The 19,160-nt window shown below is 56.1% G+C and carries 17 protein-coding genes, 2 tRNA genes and 3 rRNA genes; 5 read left to right on the forward strand and 17 right to left on the reverse strand.

Going from position 1 to position 19,160, the window contains the following annotated elements; translation table 11 throughout:
* Positions 1–2 precede the first annotated feature (2 nt).
* Positions 3–1,076 (reverse strand): alpha/beta hydrolase, encoded by a 1,074-nt coding sequence (locus SIB92_RS13940; protein WP_412552615.1) that lies wholly within the window; start codon positions 1,074–1,076, stop codon positions 3–5.
* Positions 1,077–1,188: 112 nt separating this feature from the next.
* Here SIB92_RS13940 and SIB92_RS13945 point away from each other — a divergent pair, with 112 nt between their 5' ends.
* Positions 1,189–1,683 carry an AraC family transcriptional regulator ligand-binding domain-containing protein gene (locus SIB92_RS13945; RefSeq protein WP_412552616.1) on the forward strand — a complete coding sequence of 165 codons (495 nt, stop codon included), beginning with the start codon at positions 1,189–1,191 and terminating at the stop codon, positions 1,681–1,683.
* A 294-nt stretch (positions 1,684–1,977) separates the two neighbouring features.
* Complete coding sequence (locus SIB92_RS13950) at positions 1,978–2,202, forward strand: helix-turn-helix domain-containing protein (RefSeq protein WP_412552617.1); 225 nt, start codon at positions 1,978–1,980, stop codon at positions 2,200–2,202.
* An 86-nt stretch (positions 2,203–2,288) separates the two neighbouring features.
* Here the strand turns inward: SIB92_RS13950 and SIB92_RS13955 are convergent, their stop codons facing one another.
* The 3 genes from SIB92_RS13955 to SIB92_RS13965 form a co-directional block, all read right to left on the reverse strand.
* Positions 2,289–2,651 (reverse strand): NAD(P)H-binding protein, encoded by a 363-nt coding sequence (locus tag SIB92_RS13955; protein WP_412552618.1) that lies wholly within the window; start codon positions 2,649–2,651, stop codon positions 2,289–2,291.
* Positions 2,648–2,875 (reverse strand): hypothetical protein, encoded by a 228-nt coding sequence (locus SIB92_RS13960; RefSeq protein WP_412552619.1) that lies wholly within the window; start codon positions 2,873–2,875, stop codon positions 2,648–2,650. Before SIB92_RS13960 ends, SIB92_RS13955 begins: the two co-directional genes overlap by 4 nt.
* 120 nt (positions 2,876–2,995) lie before the next feature.
* On the reverse strand, positions 2,996–3,685 hold the full coding sequence (locus tag SIB92_RS13965; protein WP_412552620.1) for a type 1 glutamine amidotransferase domain-containing protein: 690 nt from the start codon (positions 3,683–3,685) through the stop codon (positions 2,996–2,998).
* 182 nt (positions 3,686–3,867) lie between these two features.
* On the opposite strand from SIB92_RS13965, the gene SIB92_RS13970 reads away from it, so the two are divergent.
* A complete protein-coding gene (locus SIB92_RS13970; RefSeq protein WP_412552621.1) occupies positions 3,868–4,731 on the forward strand; it encodes a LysR family transcriptional regulator in 864 nt (287 codons plus the stop codon).
* A 46-nt stretch (positions 4,732–4,777) separates the two neighbouring features.
* On the opposite strand, the gene SIB92_RS13975 is transcribed toward SIB92_RS13970, so the two are convergent.
* The 4 genes from SIB92_RS13975 to SIB92_RS13990 are packed head-to-tail and all read right to left on the reverse strand — an operon-like array spanning position 4,778 to position 7,595.
* On the reverse strand, positions 4,778–5,314 hold the full coding sequence (locus SIB92_RS13975) for a hypothetical protein (protein ID WP_412552622.1): 537 nt from the start codon (positions 5,312–5,314) through the stop codon (positions 4,778–4,780).
* A gap of 21 nt (positions 5,315–5,335) precedes the next feature.
* Positions 5,336–5,935 carry a short chain dehydrogenase gene (locus SIB92_RS13980; protein ID WP_412552623.1) on the reverse strand — a complete coding sequence of 200 codons (600 nt, stop codon included), beginning with the start codon at positions 5,933–5,935 and terminating at the stop codon, positions 5,336–5,338.
* A 27-nt stretch (positions 5,936–5,962) separates the two neighbouring features.
* Positions 5,963–6,685: a hypothetical protein gene (locus SIB92_RS13985; RefSeq protein WP_412552624.1), complete on the reverse strand. Its 723-nt coding sequence runs from the start codon at positions 6,683–6,685 to the stop codon at positions 5,963–5,965.
* Positions 6,675–7,595 carry a haloalkane dehalogenase gene (locus tag SIB92_RS13990; protein WP_412552625.1) on the reverse strand — a complete coding sequence of 307 codons (921 nt, stop codon included), beginning with the start codon at positions 7,593–7,595 and terminating at the stop codon, positions 6,675–6,677. The genes SIB92_RS13985 and SIB92_RS13990 overlap by 11 nt, the downstream gene beginning before the upstream one ends.
* Positions 7,596–7,693: 98 nt before the next feature.
* Here SIB92_RS13990 and SIB92_RS13995 point away from each other — a divergent pair, with 98 nt between their 5' ends.
* Positions 7,694–8,542 carry a LysR family transcriptional regulator gene (locus SIB92_RS13995; RefSeq protein ID WP_412552626.1) on the forward strand — a complete coding sequence of 283 codons (849 nt, stop codon included), beginning with the start codon at positions 7,694–7,696 and terminating at the stop codon, positions 8,540–8,542.
* A 357-nt stretch (positions 8,543–8,899) separates the two neighbouring features.
* Here the strand turns inward: SIB92_RS13995 and rrf are convergent.
* The 6 genes from rrf to SIB92_RS14025 all read right to left on the reverse strand — a co-directional run bounded on the left by rrf (position 8,900) and on the right by SIB92_RS14025 (position 15,923).
* A 5S ribosomal RNA gene (gene rrf, locus SIB92_RS14000) occupies positions 8,900–9,014 on the reverse strand.
* Positions 9,015–9,104: 90 nt separating this feature from the next.
* A 23S ribosomal RNA gene (locus tag SIB92_RS14005) occupies positions 9,105–11,935 on the reverse strand.
* A 470-nt stretch (positions 11,936–12,405) separates the two neighbouring features.
* Positions 12,406–12,481 (reverse strand) — tRNA-Ala (locus SIB92_RS14010).
* Positions 12,482–12,501: 20 nt separating this feature from the next.
* Positions 12,502–12,578 (reverse strand) — tRNA-Ile (locus tag SIB92_RS14015).
* A gap of 250 nt (positions 12,579–12,828) precedes the next feature.
* Positions 12,829–14,291 (reverse strand): 16S ribosomal RNA (locus tag SIB92_RS14020).
* Together the 16S, 23S and 5S rRNA genes with 2 tRNA genes alongside form the textbook arrangement of a ribosomal RNA operon.
* Before the next feature lie 753 nt (positions 14,292–15,044).
* A complete protein-coding gene (locus tag SIB92_RS14025; RefSeq protein ID WP_412552627.1) occupies positions 15,045–15,923 on the reverse strand; it encodes a LysR family transcriptional regulator in 879 nt (292 codons plus the stop codon).
* Between the two features lie 97 nt (positions 15,924–16,020).
* Here SIB92_RS14025 and glyA point away from each other — a divergent pair, with 97 nt between their 5' ends.
* Entirely contained in the window at positions 16,021–17,331 is a 1,311-nt protein-coding gene (glyA, locus tag SIB92_RS14030) for a serine hydroxymethyltransferase (protein WP_412552628.1), read from the forward strand.
* Positions 17,332–17,358: 27 nt separating this feature from the next.
* Here glyA and msrQ read toward each other — a convergent pair whose 3' ends face one another.
* The 3 genes from msrQ to msrP are packed head-to-tail and all read right to left on the reverse strand — an operon-like array spanning position 17,359 to position 19,101.
* Entirely contained in the window at positions 17,359–17,976 is a 618-nt protein-coding gene (msrQ, locus tag SIB92_RS14035) for a protein-methionine-sulfoxide reductase heme-binding subunit MsrQ (protein ID WP_412552629.1), read from the reverse strand.
* A 2-nt stretch (positions 17,977–17,978) separates the two neighbouring features.
* Positions 17,979–18,194: a GDCCVxC domain-containing (seleno)protein gene (locus SIB92_RS14040; protein WP_412552630.1), complete on the reverse strand. Its 216-nt coding sequence runs from the start codon at positions 18,192–18,194 to the stop codon at positions 17,979–17,981.
* Positions 18,195–18,198: 4 nt separating this feature from the next.
* Positions 18,199–19,101 carry a protein-methionine-sulfoxide reductase catalytic subunit MsrP gene (gene msrP, locus SIB92_RS14045; protein WP_412552631.1) on the reverse strand — a complete coding sequence of 301 codons (903 nt, stop codon included), beginning with the start codon at positions 19,099–19,101 and terminating at the stop codon, positions 18,199–18,201.
* Positions 19,102–19,160 lie beyond the last annotated feature (59 nt).

A 19,160-nucleotide genomic window follows, 5' to 3' on the forward strand; every position in this document is an offset into this window, starting at 1 on the left:
GGTCACTCCAGATGCTGATCAAAGAAGGTGTTGAGCTCACGCCACGCGTCATGAGTCTCCGGCGCGTTCACGAAGAAACCCGCCATGTAGTCGCCGTGAGACTGCCCATCATAGACGTGCAGATCGGCGACAACTCCTGCCGCACGCAAGGCGCGGTGCATGCGCACGGTGTCGCTCAACAAAAGGTCGCGTGTGCCGGTCAGAAGAACCGTCGGCGGCAGATCGTCCAGATTGGCGTAGATCGGGGACAGACGCGGATCAGTGAGGTCAGTGCCGTCCGCATAAAGGTCAAACGTACCTTGGATCACACCCTCGCGGGCGCCTAGCGGGTCAAGGCCCTGCAAGGTAATCCAGCTATCCGACGTCTGCGCCAGATCCACAGCGGGCGTGCCCGCCATAATGGCACCCGGCAAAGGGGCACCCATGTCGCGCAGTTGCAAAACCGTCGACAGCGTCAGGTTGCCACCGGCTGAGGTGCCAAACATCGCCACTTTGGCTGGGTCATGGTCTTTGATCACTTGCTGCCACACGGTGATCACATCGTCTGTTGCGGCCGGAAACGCATGCAGCGGTGGGCGGCGGTAATCGACTGACACCACCTCAACACCCAAACCATGCGCCATCCAGATCGCCTCGGCCATGGCGGCCTCGCCCCCATTAAACACAAAGGCGCCGCCGTGTACGTGCACAAAAGCGGTGTCTTCCCACCGGGGATCAATGGTGGTTGGCGTGACACGGTAGGTGGTCACCCCCGCCACATTCTCGACGGCGAATTGCGCGCCGGTCATCTCAAGCAAACGTGCGACACCTTGCAGGGAGACGGCGTCAAACTCGGCCTGCAACGCAAGCCATTGCTCGGTGGAGGATGGCGCCTCAGCATGCGCCCCACCCTGACGGCTGCCGATGAGCTCGGCCAATTCTGGCGACACACCCGCAGGCACCGGTACGGTGCGTGCCGCCATTGGCAGCCCTTCACTCACGTTGATTGCCGTGTCTGCGCTGGCGATCACAGGCACCAAAAGAGCCGCAATCAGGGCGCTTGTGAGAACAACCTTCAGAGCGGAACGTCGTTTCATCTTTGGTCTCCAACTCTCTGTTTGGGGTGTTCGTCTCTCTGAGCTGAAGGTAATTTTCGAGCGGGGGCCTCGCCACTTCCAAAAGTGATCATTTCACGACAAACTGCCCGTCATGGACACGGTTTTGCAGAGCACCTTGGCGTTTCGCCCCACGCTTTTTCAGCTTGACCAAATCGCTTCGCCACGGGTGTCCGAACATGCGCTGAAAGAAGCCGGGCTGTCGCGGGCAGTCATAGAAGGTCCGCCGGTGTTCATCCCCTTTCGGCTTCAGGCGCAGTTCATGCAGGCTGCCAGCTTGAAGCTCTCGGAAAAACACATCGGCGCCTATATCACGCAAGACTTCAGCTACGCCGCTTTTGGGGCCTACGCAGACTATGTGCTCGGAGCGCCGAAACTGGATGTGGCGCTGACGCGGGCGGAAAAAATCCTGCCGTTTCTGCAAAGAGGGTCTGTTATGCGCACCCGTGTGGCTGGAGACCATTTTGTACTTGGGTTTGACACCATGCTCGGTGGGACCGCCGGCGCAAACCTGATCGATCAGGACCTGCCGTTTGTACTGCAAAGCGTGGTGCGCGAGTTCTGCGGACGCCGATGGCGACCGAGTTGAGTGGAGATGCCAGAGATGCATCGTGGCACCGAAACCGCGCTGCAGTTCATCTATAGTGTCGAGGTACGCGTCGGTGGATCCGCCGCCAGCATTGCGATCCCTTTTTCAGACATCTAAACCCCTAATCTGCGGACATCCGACGCGCGGCTTGAGATGACCTTGGCAAGCATCCGGGTTGTGCGGTCACACCAAATGCCCACAACCACCAAAGAGGTGGTTGAGAATGCCTTGCGCGCGCAACTCGCCATGGGGCACGCCGACATCGAAACGGTGACATCCACGTAAGGCATTAGCGTGAGAAAGCTGCAACGGCAGCTCTCTGCGGAGAACACCAGTTTCAAAGAGATCCGCGTGGCCGAACAGACTGACCGAGCCAGAACGCTACTATCAGGCACTGATCTTTCCGTCGCTGAGGTAGCCTTCAATCTTGGGTTCAGCGAGGTCAACAGCTTCCGTCGCACATTTGCCGGCTGGTTTGGTATTTCGCCCTCCAAGTTTCGCAAATTGAGTAATGCGTAAGGCAGTAAGGCCTCTCGGAAGATACTGTCAAAAAACTGCTTTCGGTCTTGCGCGGCGCTCAAGCGATGCGGAGCGTCGCGCCAATTTTAACCCGTGTTGGAGAGCTGGCCGACGATCTCAGTTTTGTGTGCGAACGGCACTGGACGCTTTAAGGCCTCAAGCATGAGTGAGGCGACGCTGCCTTTGGAAATCTGTAACGTCGCTTCGTAGCGTTCCACCCGTTGCGCGCTGTCGCTGGGACCTCCGTCCACCAACGTGACAGGCCGCAATGAAAGCGTGTCCAGACCGCTCCGCAGCAAGACATCTTCCATATTGGCAAGGTCGTTGAAAGATACGGCGACATTGCTTTGATCGACAATGTCCATGATTTCCGGAGCGGACACTTCGCGACTGTCACCGCCCCCCGCTGCGCTGACAACAATGATGCGGCGGACGCCGTGCCGCTTCATAGCAGCAACCACATGGGTGGTGCTTTTTCTGTCAGATCCGTGGGGGAGACAATGGGCGACCATGGGTCGGCCTGATTTTCTCGCCGGATACCAAGACAGGACAGCACGGCAACATGGTTGGGCATGATCTGCTCCAGAATGGCCGCGTCCATCGGGCTCCCTTCGATGATTGTCAGGTTGTCCCGTGGTGCGAGCTTTGCCTTGGAGCGGACCAAAGCTGTCACTTGGTGGCCTTGCTACAAAGCGAGGTTGACCAACCACTGGCCAATGTTCCCGGTCGCTCCAAGGATAAGAAGTTTTTGTGTGGCCATCGTTGCTTTCCTTTTGGTGAGGTGTCTTGGGGCTCAAGCTGCGTGGAGTGCGTCCAGCGTTTTTTGTGCTGTTTCGGTTGCGGAGTTTGGGTTTTGCCCGGTGATCAGCCTGCCATCGGCAACAGTGTGCCCCTTCAAGGGGACCAAAGCTTTGCTGTAATGCATGCCGCGTTGCTTCAGCCGCTTTTCGAGGTTGTAGGGCACATGTGATTTCACACCGGCGATGGTTTCATCGAAGTAGGCAAAGGCGGTGCCCCGTTTTCCTGCAACCAAATAGGATCCATCGCTCAGTTTGACATTTTGCAGGGCGGCGACGCCGTGACAGACCGCAGAAACCACCTTTCCAGATTCATAAAACGCAGCGGTGTGGGCATGCAGCGCGGCATCCTCAGCGAAGTCCCACATCGCGCCATGACCTCCGGCAAAATAAACCACGTCATAGTCATCCCAGCGGACCTGTGTGATGGATTTTGTGTTGTCCAGCAAAGCCATAAATGCTGGATCCTGGTGCCGCCTCTTGGTGGCTCGGTCCACAACGAAGAAACCTAGGCTGCGCTGGTCAATGGTGATCTTTCCACCCTTTGGACTGACGATTTCCATCTGAACGCCAGCTTTTTCGAACACGTCATAGAAATGAGTGAGTTCCGACAACCAAAGCCCAGTGGGCGCAGTCTTGGCGTCTCCGAATTCGGTGTGATTGGTGACGATGATCAGCGCTTTCATTATGAACTCTTCCTTTCTGAACGGCACGGAGGGGTCACACGATGGGGCCCCCGCTGTGGATCAGCTTTTGCTTTCCTGTTGGGAAAGGGTACTTTACGCCCATCGGAAGGCTCAATTCCCTCAATTTTTACCTCTATGATGAATGGAGATCACCAATGAGGCTGCCACTTGCAACCCTGGAAGTGTTTGATGCGATTGTGCGCGAGGGCAGTCTGCGTGGCGCCGCGACTGCGCTAGGCGTCAAGCCGTCCACAGTCAGTCATCAATTGAAGAACCTGGAAACCTTGCTGGACACAACGCTGTTCATCCGGACCACCCGCTCCATCAGCATGACGGATGCGGGCCGCGCATTGGCCCGCAACACCGGACCGGCCTTTGATCAACTTGGTGAGGGGCTTAACAGCGCTCAAACAGCCGGCCAGAGTGCGCGCGGGGCTCTGAAACTTGCCGTTCCGGAGTTTGCCTATTTTCTGCTGATCGAGAACAAACTCGCGGAGTTTCAAAGCAGATACCCTGAGATCGAATTGGAGATTTCGCTCACGGATGCACTGTCAGACATACTCGATGAAGAGTTTCACGCTGGCTTTCGATTGGGAGGGATGGTCGCGCAGGATATGGTGGCGATAGCGCTGAGCGCCCCACTCTTGGCAACCGTCGTGGCCAGCCCGACTTATCTCGAAACACACGGCATACCAAAAACACCATCGGACCTGCTGGACCACAACTGCCTGCAATACCGCTTTCACAGTTCCGGACAGATTGCCCCTTGGACATTTCGCGGGGAAGATGGCGCGTATCCGGTCAGGGTGCGGGGCAATCTGATTGCCAATTCACTGCCGGTCACGGTGGACATGGCGCGCCGCGGTCAGGGGCTGGCCTATGGGTTTCGTGAGTATTGTTTGGAGGCGATCGAGACAGGGGAGTTGGTTGAAGTGCTGACGGAATACCAGGCGCCGTTGCCGGGAATCCATCTTTACTTCCCACGGGAATATCGCCGCATGACGCCGCTCCGGTTGTTCATTCAGCATCTAAAGGAAGGCAAGTGAAGCGTTGACCCGACAAAACATCTGGAGTTGCCGGGTCGGCTAGTGGCTACGACGCTGAGTTATCCACGACTGCCGGCGACGCGAGCCGGGTGCCGGCGACCTGAGCAACTGTTGCGGGAGCGCCGAGATCCGCCACGTTCGGCGCAGGGCAATATTCGATCGAGCAAGGCAGGTAATAAAGATCCGCTTCAGCCGTGAATGTTGCGGCAGTTTGCGCTAGCTCGCCACGGTAGACGGTGACGTTTAGGCCTTTGGGTGCCCCGCTTTCGATGTCCGCAAGAAAGGCAAACATCTGGATTTCAAAACGGTTGCCATCGACCTTTGTGACGCTGGCCGGGCTGTCCGTAAATTTCATGCCCGCTGCGCCAAACATCCAACCGCCCACGATATCGGCGGTGCCGCCCGCATCGACGTTCATGATGTTCTGATAGGCACCACCGTCTGGCAGCACACCGGTGACTTCAACAAACCAAGTGCCGATCAGTTGGTCGATCCCTGGTGTTGTGACGTCAGATGCGTGGCTTGCAGTTGCCGTCATGAACGCAAGCGCGGTGGCGAAGGGTTTGAGCATCGAGAATTTCATTTTGGTTTACCTTTGTGGGGGTTAGGCAAAGTCAGGCGTGGACAGGATTTGGCCATGCAGGTCGCCGGTGATTGCGGCGAGGTAGCTTTTGGCTGTGTCCGCAGCGGACAGGCCGCCATCGGTGGGCAGGCCAAACAGCGCCATGCTTTCTTTGACAAAAATGGGAGAGACCACGTTCAGGCGGATGGTGTCCACTTCTGTGGCGGCGGTTCGGGTGAAGGCTTCAAGCGCGGCGCAGGAGGCGGCAATCGCGCTGGTGGATGGCATGGGGTTTTGCGCCGCAACACCGGAGGTCAGGGTGATTGATCCTCCAGGAGTGACCGCATTTAGCCCGAGGCGCAGCACGTTGATCTGGCCTTTCATCTGAGTGTCCAGCGTGCGGTTGAGGTCATCGTCACTCATTGTGGCCAGAGGGGCCATCACACCGTCACCCGCCGTGCTGATGATGGCATCCAACGGACCGGTCTGTGCAAACAACGCGCGCAGGCTGTCCGGGTTAGCCACATCGACTTGAAAATCGCCGGATGAGCGGGAGGCGGTGATAACGTCATGGTCAGAAGACAAGGCGTGCGCCAGCGCGCGGCCGATCATGCCGGACGCGCCAATAAGAAGAACTTTCATGGGAGTGCTCCTAGGAGGTTGGGTGGATTACCCGAAGGTATTTGAAAAGGTTTTGAGCAACGCTTCTTTGGCGTGGTGCAGTAACGGCGTGCCATGTGAGGGCAGCAGGTGTTGGAAGGTCAGCGCCGCCACCCGCTCAAATTCGCTTGCATCTGGGGTACAGAAGCGCAGCCATTCTGGACCCACGTTGGCGGGCTTAAAGAACCCAGCCTGGCCCATGCGTTCGGCGGCAATTTTGCTGAAGAATACATCCGGTTTGACCCAGTTTTGTAGACTGTCGGCGGTGATCAAGATGCCGCCTTCACGGGCCAGCAGAAACATGCCTTCTGGACGGGTGGATGTGTCATAGGTGAACAGCGACAGGTCTCTGGCTGGCATCTTCTCTCCGGCCCGCAACACCCGGTCGGTGGTCAACCCGCCTTTGTGTTCCATGCCTTCCAGCGCCCAGAGCGTGGCTTGATAGCGGTCGACATAAAACGGATCGTCCAGCCCGTTTTGAGCGCCAAGATGATAGCCACCAAGTTTGACGATACTCTCAACCCGACCAAGCGCATCCAATTGCGCCAACCCTGCGTCTGACAGACGGATGGGGCTGACCAGTGTCAGTGCATCACCGTCGCGCAGAATGGTCATGGCGCGGCTGATCCGCATGCCCGGCACCATGTCGACACTGCCAGTCACATGAAACACGTCAGGAAAAATCTCACAAATGTCGCCGTGTGGGGTCGCAGAAGGGAAATTAAACGGCATGCTGGGCTCCTTCTGATTGGGTGGTGGTGGGCAATTGCAAATACCACTCCGCCAGTGCCCGGCCGATTTCATGCGGGTAATCTTCTTGCAGGAAGTGCAGGCCCTCCCCCAAATCAACGCTGGTCAGATTGGGCATGTTCTGCTTGATCCAGACCACGTCTTTCTGCCGGATCAGAACGCCTGGATTCGCATGAAAGAAGAGCTTGGGAAGTGGCGTTTGTGTGAGCCAATTGGAATAGTCCGCCACCGCGCGGGCAACATGTTCGGGTTTGCCCAACACCGGTACGTCGCGAGGAAAAACATAAATCGGTTTGCGGCTTTTGACGGTAGGAAAAGGTGCGAGATAGGCCGCCATTTCCTGCTTGCTCAGAACGCGCTTGATCCAATCGGGCAACATCTGTTTCACAAAACTGTTCATCACGCCAAGCATCAGCCAGCTGGCAAGAGGGGCGCGGATCAAACGCATGAGCATTTTGTCGGCGGTTGCCATGGCGTGAAACTCAATTTCACGGTGCATGGCCTCCATAAAAACAATGCCCTTGATCTTGTCGCGGTGGCGATTCGCAAAGTGGAACCCCAAACCGGATCCCCAATCCTGCACCACAAGAGTGATATTGTGCAGCTCCAGCGCTTCGATGAAGGCTTCGAGGTAGGCGTAGCTGTCGTCAAAGCCGTAAGCGATGTCTGGCTTGTCGGATTTGCCAAAGCCAATCAGATCCACCGCGATGGCGCGAGCATGCGGAGTCACATGCGGCAAGATATTGCGCCAGGTGTAAGACGAGGTTGGGTTGCCATGAATGAACAGAATGGGATCGCCGGACCCTTCGTCCACGTAGTGCATTTTGCTGCCCTTCACCTGCACAAAGCGTGCGGCAAATGGGAAGTCGGCAGAGATGTCTGTGCGAGTCATGGGCAAGGTCCGCGTATGGAGTGTCTGCCCATGGAATAGATCCGCACTACGTCAAGAAAAAGCATAGGCTTTTGATCAAGATGGTCTAATAGTTAGACATGACCAATCTCGACCATCTCAACGTTGTCGCCACGATTTGCGACATGGGCAGCTTTCAACTTGCCAGTGAAAAGCTGAACAAGGCGCGGTCCGCTGTGTCTTATTCGGTCAAACAGGTCGAAGAGTTGTACCAGGTCCAAATCTTTGACCGATCTACCTATCGCCCAACCTTGACGCGTGATGGCAAAGCTTTGATTGCCCGGATCCGCCACTTGTTGGAGCAAGCGCACCAGTTTGAGGCGTTTGTCCGTGACCTGAAAGGTGAGGTGGAGACCGATCTTCGCCTCGGCGTAAGCAGCAATTTCCCGATCCCGCGCTTGGCCAAGATGTTGAAAGAGGTCAAACAGGCGTTTCCTTCCACCACGTTGCATTTGGAGATTGAGACAGCTTCAGGTGAACGGCTGTTGATGGCTGAGAAAGTCGACATGGCGATCTTGGGCGCGCCAGCGCGCAGCCCGTTTATCGACTATCGTCAGATCTCTGACATGAGCTTTCCGCTGGTGGCGTCGCCGGAGTTGTTTGGCATGAAACCTGAGGACGTCAGCAAAGCAGATTTGGAACGTTACCCACAGGTGGTGGCCAAATCCAGTGACGAGAAAGCGCCAAACACGGGCTTGTTGGAAGCGGCCCCCAAATGGTTCGTAAATGACATGCCCACCAAAAAAGACCTGTTATTGGCCGGCTTAGGATGGGGACGATTGCCCGATCATATGGTGGAAGCGGAAATTGCGCAGGGCGCCTTAGTGTGCCTGCCAACACTTGGAGATCTGTCTCTGCCAATTTGCCTAACCAAACGTGCCGGTCAGGTGTTGGGCCCTGTGGGTCAACGGATTTGGGAGCAGTTGTAGCGGCTGGTCATTGAGGGGGGGCAGCGGGTCAATTGCTGGTCTTCAATTGGCGTAGAGTAGCGACGCTCATGCGCTCGGCGTCCCCGCTACAAGACACAGGTGTAAAGCACTCACGCAGAGCGCCGTACCATCCGTTCTCTCTTGGAAAATCGTACGCGGGCATCAAGTCCGGAACGATAGGAGCATGCATCACATACCGCTACCGCGCGCAACACATTTAAACTTACCAGATGAGACGAACATCGCGCCTGGTATGCGCCACTCTGGGTACCCAAAATGGAGAGACATGTCGCGCTTCATTACGCTTGTTTTAGTGAAGATTTTTATCGATTGAGAGATATTTGGGGTTTTTACTAGGTTTGGCGATGACCTACTCTCCCACACCTTAAGATGCAGTACCATCGGCGCTACGGTGCTTAACGGCCGGGTTCGGGATGGGACCGGGTGTTTCACTCGCGCTATGATCACCAAACCGAGGAAAAACCCCGGTTAGGTTGTCCAAGTCATTTCACTGATTGTGTAGTGTGTATGCTTTTGATTTCCAGTCTTACTTTTACTGGATCAAATCAAGCCTATCGGACCATTAGTACCAGTCAACTGAATGCGTTACCGCACTTACATCTCTGGCCTATCGACGAGGTGGTCTACCTCGGTCCTCAGGGATACCTTGTTTTGAGGGGGGCTTCCCGCTTAGATGCCTTCAGCGGTTATCCTGTCCGATCATAGCTACCCTGCACTGCTGCTGGCGCAACAACAGGTCCACCAGTGGATCGTTCACCCCGGTCCTCTCGTACTAGGGGCAACTCCTCTCAAGTATCCTACACCCACGGCAGATAGGGACCGAACTGTCTCACGACGTTCTAAACCCAGCTCACGTACCTCTTTAAACGGCGAACAGCCGTACCCTTGGGACCTGCTCCAGCCCCAGGATGAGATGAGCCGACATCGAGGTGCCAAACACTGCCGTCGATATGGACTCTTGGGCAGTATCAGCCTGTTATCCCCGGCGTACCTTTTATCCGTTGAGCGATGGCCCTTCCACTCGGGACCACCGGATCACTATGGCCGTCTTTCGACTCTGCTCGACTTGTCAGTCTCGCAGTCAGGCTGGCTTCTGCCATTGCACTCAACGAGCGATTTCCGACCGCTCTGAGCCAACCTTCGCGCGCCTCCGTTACGCTTTAGGAGGCGACCGCCCCAGTCAAACTACCCGCCACACAGGGTCCCGGATCCGGATAACGGACCGCGGTTAGACATCAAGCAATGCAAGGGTGGTATCTCAAGGGAGGCTCCACCGACACTGGCGTGTCGGTTTCAAAGCCCACCACCTATCCTGCACATGCATGGCCTGATGCCAGTGTGAAGCTGTAGTAAAGGTGCACGGGGTCTTTCCGTCTAACCGCGGGAAGCCTGCATCTTGACAGGCAATTCAATTTCGCTGAGTCGATGTTGGAGACAGCGGGGAAGTCGTTACGCCATTCGTGCAGGTCGGAACTTACCCGACAAGGAATTTCGCTACCTTAGGACCGTTATAGTTACGGCCGCCGTTTACCTGGGCTTCAATTCGGAGCTCTCACCCCTCCTTTTAACCTTCAGGCACCGGGCAGGCGTCAGACCCTATACGTCGTCTTGCGACTTCGCAGAGCCCTGTGTTTTTAGTAAACAGTCGCCACCCCCTGGTTTGTGCCCCCAGCCAATACTTGCGTAGAAACTGGGCCTCCTTCTCGCGAACTTACGGAGGTATTTTGCCGAGTTCCTTCAACATCGTTCTCTCAAGCGCCTTGGTATGCTCTACCAGTCCACCTGTGTTGGTTTAGGGTACGGTCTCATGGAGGGCTATTTCCAGGAACCAATCAGCGGCCCACCCAATCCGATAAGGGTGAACAACCTTCATGATCCGTCACATCCTCCTGGCCTAGGAATATTAACCTAGTTCCCATCGCCTACGGCTTTCGCCCTCGGCTTAGGGGCCGGCTTACCCTGCTCAGATTAGCTTTAAGCAGGAACCCTTGGACTTTCGGCGAGAGTGTCTCTCACACTCTTTGTCGCTACTCATGTCATCATTCTCACTAGTGATCTCTCCACCGGATGGCTCACGCCCCGGCTTCATCGAAAGCTCCTTATCCTGCGCTACATCCCGAGGGATGTAGAAGAGGATAGGAACTATGTCACACTACGCTCTGCTACCGATGCTTACGCATCCCTAGACTTCGGCTCATGGCTTGAGCCCCGTTACATCTTCGCCGCAGGACAACTTATTTAGACCAGTGAGCTGTTACGCTATCTTTAAAGGATGGCTGCTTCTAAGCCAACCTCCTGGTTGTTTTGGTCGTCCCACCTGCTTTCCCACTTAGCCATGAATTAGGGGCCTTAGTCGTAGGTCAGGGTTGTTTCCCTCTCCACTACGGACGTTAGCATCCGCAGTGTGTCTGCCACATAGTACTCCCGGGTATTCGGAGTTTGGTTAGGATCAGTAAGCCTGTGGGGCCCCATTACCCATCCAGTGCTCTACCCCCCGGGGTATTCGTGTGACGCTCTACCTAAATAGATTTCGCAGAGAACCAGCTATCTCCGAGTTTGATTGGCCTTTCACCCCTAGGCACAGCTCATCCCGATCTTTTTCAACAGATGTGGGTTCGGTCCTCCAGTGCATGTTACTGCACCTTCAACCTGGCCATGCCTAGATCACTCGGTTTCGGGTCTGATCCATCTAACTCATGCGCCCTATTAAGACTCGCTTTCGCTGCGCCTACACCTAACGGCTTAAGCTTGCTAGATAGACCAAGTCGATGACCCATTATACAAAAGGTACGCTGTCAGCCCTCAAGGGGCCTCCAACTGATTGTAGGCGTTCGGTTTCAGGTACTGTTTCACTCCCCTCGTCGGGGTGCTTTTCACCTTTCCCTCACGGTACTGGTTCGCTATCGGTCAGTAAGGAGTACTTAGCCTTCGAAGGTGGTCCTCCGATCTTCAGACAGAATTTCACGTGTTCCGCCCTACTTAATACATCCTTCAAAGCTTCGAATACGGGGCTGTCACCCACTATGGCCCGTCTTCCCAAACGGTTCTTCTCACTTATCAGGCTTGGCTGGTCCGCGTTCGCTCGCCACTACTAGCGGAGTATCAATTGATTTCCTTTCCTCCGGGTACTTAGATGTTTCAGTTCCCCGGGTTTGCTCTTAAGACCCTATGTATTCAGGTCAAAAGTACCTGGTTCAGTAAGTTATAGGCAGCCCGAAGGCTATTATAACAAACTGTCAGGTGGGTTCCCCCATTCAGAGATCCTGGGATCAAAGCCTATTCTCGGCTCCCCCAAGCTTATCGCAGAGTATCACGTCTTTCATCGCCTCTTACTGCCAAGGCATCCACCAAACGCCCTTCTCGCGCTTGATTTGATCCAGAAAGAGAAAGACTGACGTCCTTCGTGATCGCTTGGCTGGCATGCCGCACAATCCTGTTTCTGAACCAAAAGTCATACTTTTTCCCGCTCCTTACCCTGGAACCTTCGCTGCCGATGTCGGTCGGCCCCACGAAGAGGATAAGGAACAATGCAAGATCTCTCGATCTTGCGGGTTAGTGTACTTGACTTGGACAACTCTGTTCGTTTCAGCAGGGATACGAAGGAGACAACCGAGGAAACAGTCGTCAATATCGCCTCTCCCGAAGGAGACCTAGCTGAGATCATCCCCGTACTTAGGGCGATCAAACAGTGTTGATTGTTATTCTCAAAACCGCTCTTTGCAGAGCTGTTCTGGAACAACTTGTATCTCTCTAAACGATGTCAAACTTCCGAAGAAGTTAAGGTCATCCGATTGGATGGTTAAGAACCACTGAGGTGCTTAACGATCAAATCGAAAGGGTAATGGTGGAGCCTAGCGGGATCGAACCGCTGACCTCCTGAATGCAAATCAGGCGCTCTCCCAGCTGAGCTAAGGCCCCATTATCACCCCGAAGGATGGTGGTGGGTCGAGGAGGACTTGAACCTCCGACCTCACGCTTATCAGGCGTGCGCTCTAACCACCTGAGCTACCGACCCAAGCTGATCCCGGTTGGGATCGGCGTCGCCCGACAGGCGATTTGCAACGCAAATCTGCCGAGAGGGTCGAACCTCAAGGGCAACTCTCACGCCAGCCGGTCGGCTCACGTGTATTCCTGAAGAGATATGGGGACGGCCTGGTCCGTTTGATATAGATCGGCAAAGGTACCGATCTGTTGCTAAGTGTCCACGAGATCCGGTGATTAGGAATTGCTTCCCAATTCAGCCAGTCCTGCAAGGACATCCTTAGAAAGGAGGTGATCCAGCCGCAGGTTCCCCTACGGCTACCTTGTTACGACTTCACCCCAGTCGCTGATCCTACCGTGGTCCGCTGCCTCCTCAGAGAGGTTAGCGCACGGCCGTCGGGTAGAACCAACTCCCATGGTGTGACGGGCGGTGTGTACAAGGCCCGGGAACGTATTCACCGCGTCATGCTGTTACGCGATTACTAGCGATTCCGACTTCATGGGGTCGAGTTGCAGACCCCAATCCGAACTGAGACAGTTTTTGGGGATTAACCCATTGTCACTGCCATTGTAGCACGTGTGTAGCCCAACCCGTAAGGGCCATGAGGACTTGACGTCATCCACACCTTCCTCCCGCTTATCACGGGCAGTTTCCCTAGAGTGCCCAGCCGAACTGCTGGCAACTAAGGATGTGGGTTGCGCTCGTTGCCGGACTTAACCGAACATCTCACGACACGAGCTGACGACAGCCATGCAGCACCTGTCACTAGGTCCCGAAGGAAGGCTCCATCTCTGGAGTTGTCCTAGGATGTCAAGGGTTGGTAAGGTTCTGCGCGTTGCTTCGAATTAAACCACATGCTCCACCGCTTGTGCGGGCCCCCGTCAATTCCTTTGAGTTTTAATCTTGCGACCGTACTCCCCAGGCGGAATGCTTAATCCGTTAGGTGTGTCACCGAATAGCATGCTACCCGACGACTGGCATTCATCGTTTACGGTGTGGACTACCAGGGTATCTAATCCTGTTTGCTCCCCACACTTTCGCACCTCAGCGTCAGTATCGAGCCAGTGAGCCGCCTTCGCCACTGGTGTTCCTCCGAATATCTACGAATTTCACCTCTACACTCGGAATTCCACTCACCTCTCTCGAACTCTAGGTTGCCAGTATTAAAGGCAGTTCCGGGGTTGAGCCCCGGGATTTCACCTCTAACTTAACAACCCGCCTACGCGCGCTTTACGCCCAGTAATTCCGAACAACGCTAACCCCCTCCGTATTACCGCGGCTGCTGGCACGGAGTTAGCCGGGGTTTCTTTACCAGGTACTGTCATTATCATCCCTGGCGAAAGAGCTTTACGACCCTAAGGCCTTCATCACTCACGCGGCATGGCTGGATCAGGCTTGCGCCCATTGTCCAAGATTCCCCACTGCTGCCTCCCGTAGGAGTCTGGGCCGTGTCTCAGTCCCAGTGTTGCTGATCATCCTCTAAAACCAGCTATAGATCGTAGACTTGGTAGGCCGTTACCCCACCAACTATCTAATCTAACGCGGGCCGATCCAAATCCGATAAATCTTTCCCCCGAAGGGCGTATAAGGTATTACTCACCGTTTCCAGTGGCTATTCCTTAGATCTGGGTACGTTCCCACGCGTTACTAACCCGTCCGCCGCTCACTCCGAAGAGTGCGCTCGACTTGCATGTGTTAGGCCTGCCGCCAGCGTTCGTTCTGAGCCAGGATCAAACTCTCAAGTTGAATAGCTGTTACCAGCTAATCCTTGACGTTCGAACCTCTGCACATCTCATCCAGGAGGCTAATCCCGGATGAACTCAAACTGTTTGTGTGCTTCAGTTTCCAAAAGAAACAAAAGCCGTACAAACAGTGAAGCTGTTGTAATCCCATCATCGACCATAAGGCCTAAGGACCGATATGCAGGTGTTTGTTCATCGAAATGAACCAAACCGCCCTCATATCTCTTCAGTGTATTCTCAATGTCAAACAACGTCGGAGCATAAACCCCAGAGACAAAACCAACCGACCGCGCTACTAACTTACTAGCGCAACCCGCTGATACTGCTCGATATTTTCAGAACCTTCCAGCTTAGAGCGTCGCTCCCTGCCAGTCCGTCCCGCCGTTGTGCGCCTCAGCGCCGCCGGTGAAGGGGGTTCTAAGCATAACACCAAACAGCCGCAAGCGCTTTTTGCATCTTTTTACAGAATTCCAACAACTTTCTGGAAAACATCACAATATCAAAGCCTTAGACGAACAGTTTTCCGCCGAGAACACAGCAACAGCCGAAACCAAGGTTAATAAACACCCCACATCCCCAGACTCACACAAAGACTCACACCAATGACCCCCAAGACTCGCCGCGCAACACCCAGCTAAGGGACAAAAACCAACGTCGGTATCATGTCGGTATCGTGGCTGTTTCGCGGAGGTGCGGAAAGAACGGCAAAGAGGCTGTCGTTTCTGAAGGGTGAAGAGACAGGACGAGTAATCAAGAGTTACCGCAACAGCGGATCGGACAGAAGATTGGCGATCTCTTCTAGACCTACCCTGCGCCGGGATGGATGCGGCAGGGTCATCACCAGCGCCTTGCCGGTTACGACCTCAGTCTCCGACACGCGGCACAGCGCGCCGCTCTCAATGAATGGCGCGATCAGGCAGCCATGGGCCATCAACAGACCCGCGCCGGATTTGGCCTCTTCCACGGCCAGACCATAGAGAGAGTATTTGGGACCCGTCGTTGGATCCCCCACATCTGTCCCTGTGGCCTCGGACCAGAGGCGCCAATCTTCGGACCAGGTTTGATCATGCAGGAGCGGCGTGTCGCTGAACGCGTGGCTTTCCAACAAAGCAGGCGCGCAGACCGGGAACAGGACGTCCTCTGCCAGCACCCGTTCTTCAGGCACCCCAGTTGGCGCGTCAATGAACAGCGCGAGATCAAACAGGTCCCGCGTGAGACTGGGCGGGGTTTCCATCGCGGTCACGGAGATCTTCAGCTCAGGACGTAGCGCGCGAAGATGGCCCAAGCGCGGCGGCAACCAGAGCTGCGCCACAGACGGGAGCGCAGCAATGTGGATTTCAGTGGTGGGGCTCAGATTGCGCAGGGCTTGGGTGGCTTCGGCCATTGCGTCAAAGGCCCGCGTGAAGGCCTTGGCCACATCTCGCCCCTCAGCAGTCAGCGACACCCCCTGAGCTTGACGGCGAAACAGAGTGACCTGCGCCCAGGCTTCCACCGCTTTGATGTGTTGGGACACCGCGCCCGGCGTGACGCCGAGTTCCTCCCCTGCCGCGACAAAGCTTTGCAGACGAGCGGCAGCCTCAAACGCACGCAGGGCATTCAAGGGCGGACCTTTAGGGCGGTTGGGCAAAACGGACATGAGATAGCCTTAGTTTTTCTACGCCAAGAAATAGCAAATCTGATTTGCGTTGTCAGGGGAGCCTGTCACTTTGGGATCAAACACAGAGGGATGAGACATGACATTGGATTTCAGAGACTGGGTGCCAGAGGCAAGTGAAACCCTGGTGCGCGACATTGCCAAACGGACGGCGAACACATCCCCGTCGGATATTCTGGCCCGGATCGAGGGCCTTGCAGCCAAGAACCGCGACATTCATGAGCGGGCGTGTTTCAACCTCAACCCCGCCACCAATGTGATGAACCCACGGGCCGAAGCGCTGTTGGCCTCCGGCATCGGGTCACGTCCGTCGCTGGGCTACCCGGGGGACAAATACGAGATGGGGCTGGAGGCGATTGAAGAGATTGAGGTGATTGCGGCGGAACTGGCCGCGGAAGTGTTTGACGCCAAGTTTGCCGAGATCCGTGTGCCGTCGGGCGCAATTGCCAACCTCTATGGATTTATGGCGACCTGCAAACCGGGCGATACCATCATTGCGCCGCCGGCCACCATTGGCGGGCACGTGACCCATCATGTGGCTGGCTGCGCCGGGCTGTTTGGGCTGCGCACGGTGATGGCCCCGACGGATGCGGATGGCTACACCGTGGACTTGGACGCGCTGCGGGCGCTTGTGTTGAAGGAGCAGCCGAAGCTGATCACCATTGGTGGCAGCCTGAACCTTTTTGAACATCCGGTGAAAGAAGTGCGTGCGATTGCCGATGAGGTGGGTGCCAAGGTGATGTTTGATGCGGCCCACCAATGCGGGATCATTGCGGGCAAGGCGTGGCGGAACCCGCTGACCGAGGGGGCGCATTTCATGACCATGAGCACCTACAAAAGCCTTGGCGGTCCGGCAGGGGGATTGATTGTCAGCAATGATGCGGAGATTGCCAAGGCGCTGGACGCCATTGCCTTCCCTGGCATGACGGCAAACTTTGATGCGGCCAAGTCGGCGGCGCTGGCGGTGACCATGTTGGACTGGCGCAGTTTTGGCACGGCCTATGCGGAGGAAATGATTGCCATGGCGCAGGCTTTGGCGGCGGCGTTGAAAGCCAGAGGCGTGCCAGTGTTTGCGGGACGCAACGGCCACACGCAGTCCCACCAGTTTGCAATTCTGGCGGAAAGCTATGGCGGCGGACAGGCAGCGTCCAAAGTTTTGCGCAAGGCAGGGTTCCTGGCCTGCGGCATTGGCCTGCCAGTGGCAGACGTTGCCGGTGACATGAATGGGCTGCGCATTGGCACGCCGGAACTGGTGCGCTGGGGCATGACCGCGGGAGATGCAGACCGCTTGGCCGGATTGATTGCCGAGGGTTTGGCTGGCGAAGGTGTGGCCGCCGAAGTCAGCGCCTGGCGGCAGAGCTTTGACACAGTGCAGTTTGTGCACAGCTAAAGAAAGAGAGCGGCGAGAGCGTACGGTTCACGCCGCCTGACGTTTTACAGGCGGCGCGGCGCGTTTCTTCGGCAGCTTGCGGATTGCGATCAGGCCGATGACAACCGCGAGATAGATGTAAGGCTCATACTCAAAGCCCTTGGTCTGCATGATGTAGTGCACGCCACCTAGCGCCACGGCGAGGTATGTCGCTTTGTGCAGCTTGCGCCAGCGCGGGCCAAGCTTGCGGATCGACAGGTTGTTGGAGGTGATCGCCAGCGGTAGCTGAATTACCAAAGAGATCATGCCGACAATGATGTAGGGGCGTTTGACGATGTCAGCTTTGACTTGGCTGAGGATCTGCACATCCAACACCATCCACACAAGGAAGTGCAGAAGGATGTAGAAGAAGGAGATCACGCCCAGCGCCCGGCGCCAGCTCAGAAAGCTGATCTTGGTGAACCGACGCAGAGGGGTCACCAGCAGGACCGCTATCAGCACCTGCAGCCCAACCTTGCCCAGCGCGTGCTCCATGGCTTTCACAGGGTCAACCCCCAGGCCACCGGTGAAACCCGCGTAAATCAGCCATGCCGGATAAGCCGCCCCAATAAGATAGAGCAGCCAGCTAGGCGTTTTGCGCAGGAGGGTGTTTACAGTGTCGATCATCATCAGCCTTTGCAGCAGCTGTCGCCCTGTTGAATTGGCGGACAGAGTACGTCGCCATAGGAACAAAAGACGCAGCAATCCCCAGCCTTGGGGCGCAGCACTACGCTACAACCCGGACATTCCAGAAAGAACTGACAGGCATCGGTGGGCATCTCAAACGCCTGAACATGCCCACAAGTGGGGCAAGTCAGAGTGGAGGTGAGAATGGCCGCGCGCATGGTCTTAGTAGTTTTTGCGCAGGTCCATGCCTTCGTAAAGGCTGGCGACCTCTTTCTCATAGCCGTTGAACATCAGGGTCGGAATGCGTTTGGCAAAGAACCCGCCGCCGATGGGACGCTCAGAAGCTTGGGACCAGCGCGGGTGGTCCACTTCCGGGTTTACGTTGGAATAGAAGCCGTATTCGCCGGGGATGGATTTGTTCCAGCTGGTGGGCGGCTCTTTGTCGGTCAGCGTGATGCGCACGATGGATTTGATCGATTTGAAACCGTATTTCCACGGCACCACCAGACGGATCGGCGCGCCGTTTTGTTTGGGCATGTCTTTGCCGTAGATGCCTGTCGCCATCAGGGTCAGCGGGTGGTTGGCCTCATCCAGGCGCAGGCCTTCGACGTAGGGCCAATCCAGGAAAGGCGAGTTCTGGCCAATCATTTCTTTGGGGCGGTAGAGCGTTTCGAAGGCCACGTATTTGGCGGAGGATTGCACGCCCGCGAGGTCCAGCAGGTCTTTCAGTTCAAAACCGTTCCACGGCACCACCATTGACCAGGCTTCGACACAGCGGAAGCGGTAGATGCGCTCCTCAATGGTCATCTTGGAGAGGATGTCAGAAAGCGCGTAGTCGCCGGGGCGGTCGACCATGCCGTCGATCTTGATGCTCCAAGGCTTGGTGGTCAGGCGGTGGGCGTGTTTGGCGGGGTCTTCCTTGCCGGTGCCGAATTCATAGAAGTTGTTGTACTGGGTGATGACATCAAAATCGGTCGGGGTGAGCTCAGAGGCGGCGTGTGCTTTGGGCGCAAGGGCAGCGAGGCCGAGACCTGCCATGCCGGCCATGACCTGGCGGCGGCTCAGATAGGCGGACTTCGGGGTCACGTCGCCCTGTGTGAGGTCATTGGTCCAGCGGTGCGCCATGTGGGGTCTCTCCTATTGCGTTGAGATCGTGATAGCGCAGGCAGTGGGACCCACGCCAC

It is taken from the genome of Shimia sp. MIT1388 (assembly GCF_047124445.1).
Classification (GTDB): domain Bacteria; phylum Pseudomonadota; class Alphaproteobacteria; order Rhodobacterales; family Rhodobacteraceae; genus Shimia.

Excerpts from the sequence above, each read along its gene's own strand:
- SIB92_RS13940 (WP_412552615.1), bottom strand. The coding sequence starts at position 1,076 with ATGAAACGACGTTCCGCTCTGAAGGTTGTTCTCACAAGCGCCCTGATT.
- SIB92_RS13945 (WP_412552616.1), top strand. The coding sequence starts at position 1,189 with ATGGACACGGTTTTGCAGAGCACCTTGGCGTTTCGCCCCACGCTTTTT.
- SIB92_RS13955 (WP_412552618.1), bottom strand. The coding sequence starts at position 2,651 with ATGAAGCGGCACGGCGTCCGCCGCATCATTGTTGTCAGCGCAGCGGGG.
- SIB92_RS13965 (WP_412552620.1), bottom strand. The coding sequence starts at position 3,685 with ATGAAAGCGCTGATCATCGTCACCAATCACACCGAATTCGGAGACGCC.
- SIB92_RS13975 (WP_412552622.1), bottom strand. The coding sequence starts at position 5,314 with ATGAAATTCTCGATGCTCAAACCCTTCGCCACCGCGCTTGCGTTCATG.
- SIB92_RS13980 (WP_412552623.1), bottom strand. The coding sequence starts at position 5,935 with ATGAAAGTTCTTCTTATTGGCGCGTCCGGCATGATCGGCCGCGCGCTG.
- SIB92_RS13985 (WP_412552624.1), bottom strand. The coding sequence starts at position 6,685 with ATGCCGTTTAATTTCCCTTCTGCGACCCCACACGGCGACATTTGTGAG.
- SIB92_RS13990 (WP_412552625.1), bottom strand. The coding sequence starts at position 7,595 with ATGACTCGCACAGACATCTCTGCCGACTTCCCATTTGCCGCACGCTTT.
- SIB92_RS13995 (WP_412552626.1), top strand. The coding sequence starts at position 7,694 with ATGACCAATCTCGACCATCTCAACGTTGTCGCCACGATTTGCGACATG.
- SIB92_RS14025 (WP_412552627.1), bottom strand. The coding sequence starts at position 15,923 with ATGTCCGTTTTGCCCAACCGCCCTAAAGGTCCGCCCTTGAATGCCCTG.
- glyA (WP_412552628.1), top strand. The coding sequence starts at position 16,021 with ATGACATTGGATTTCAGAGACTGGGTGCCAGAGGCAAGTGAAACCCTG.
- msrQ (WP_412552629.1), bottom strand. The coding sequence starts at position 17,976 with ATGATCGACACTGTAAACACCCTCCTGCGCAAAACGCCTAGCTGGCTG.
- SIB92_RS14040 (WP_412552630.1), bottom strand. The coding sequence starts at position 18,194 with ATGCGCGCGGCCATTCTCACCTCCACTCTGACTTGCCCCACTTGTGGG.
- msrP (WP_412552631.1), bottom strand. The coding sequence starts at position 19,101 with ATGGCGCACCGCTGGACCAATGACCTCACACAGGGCGACGTGACCCCG.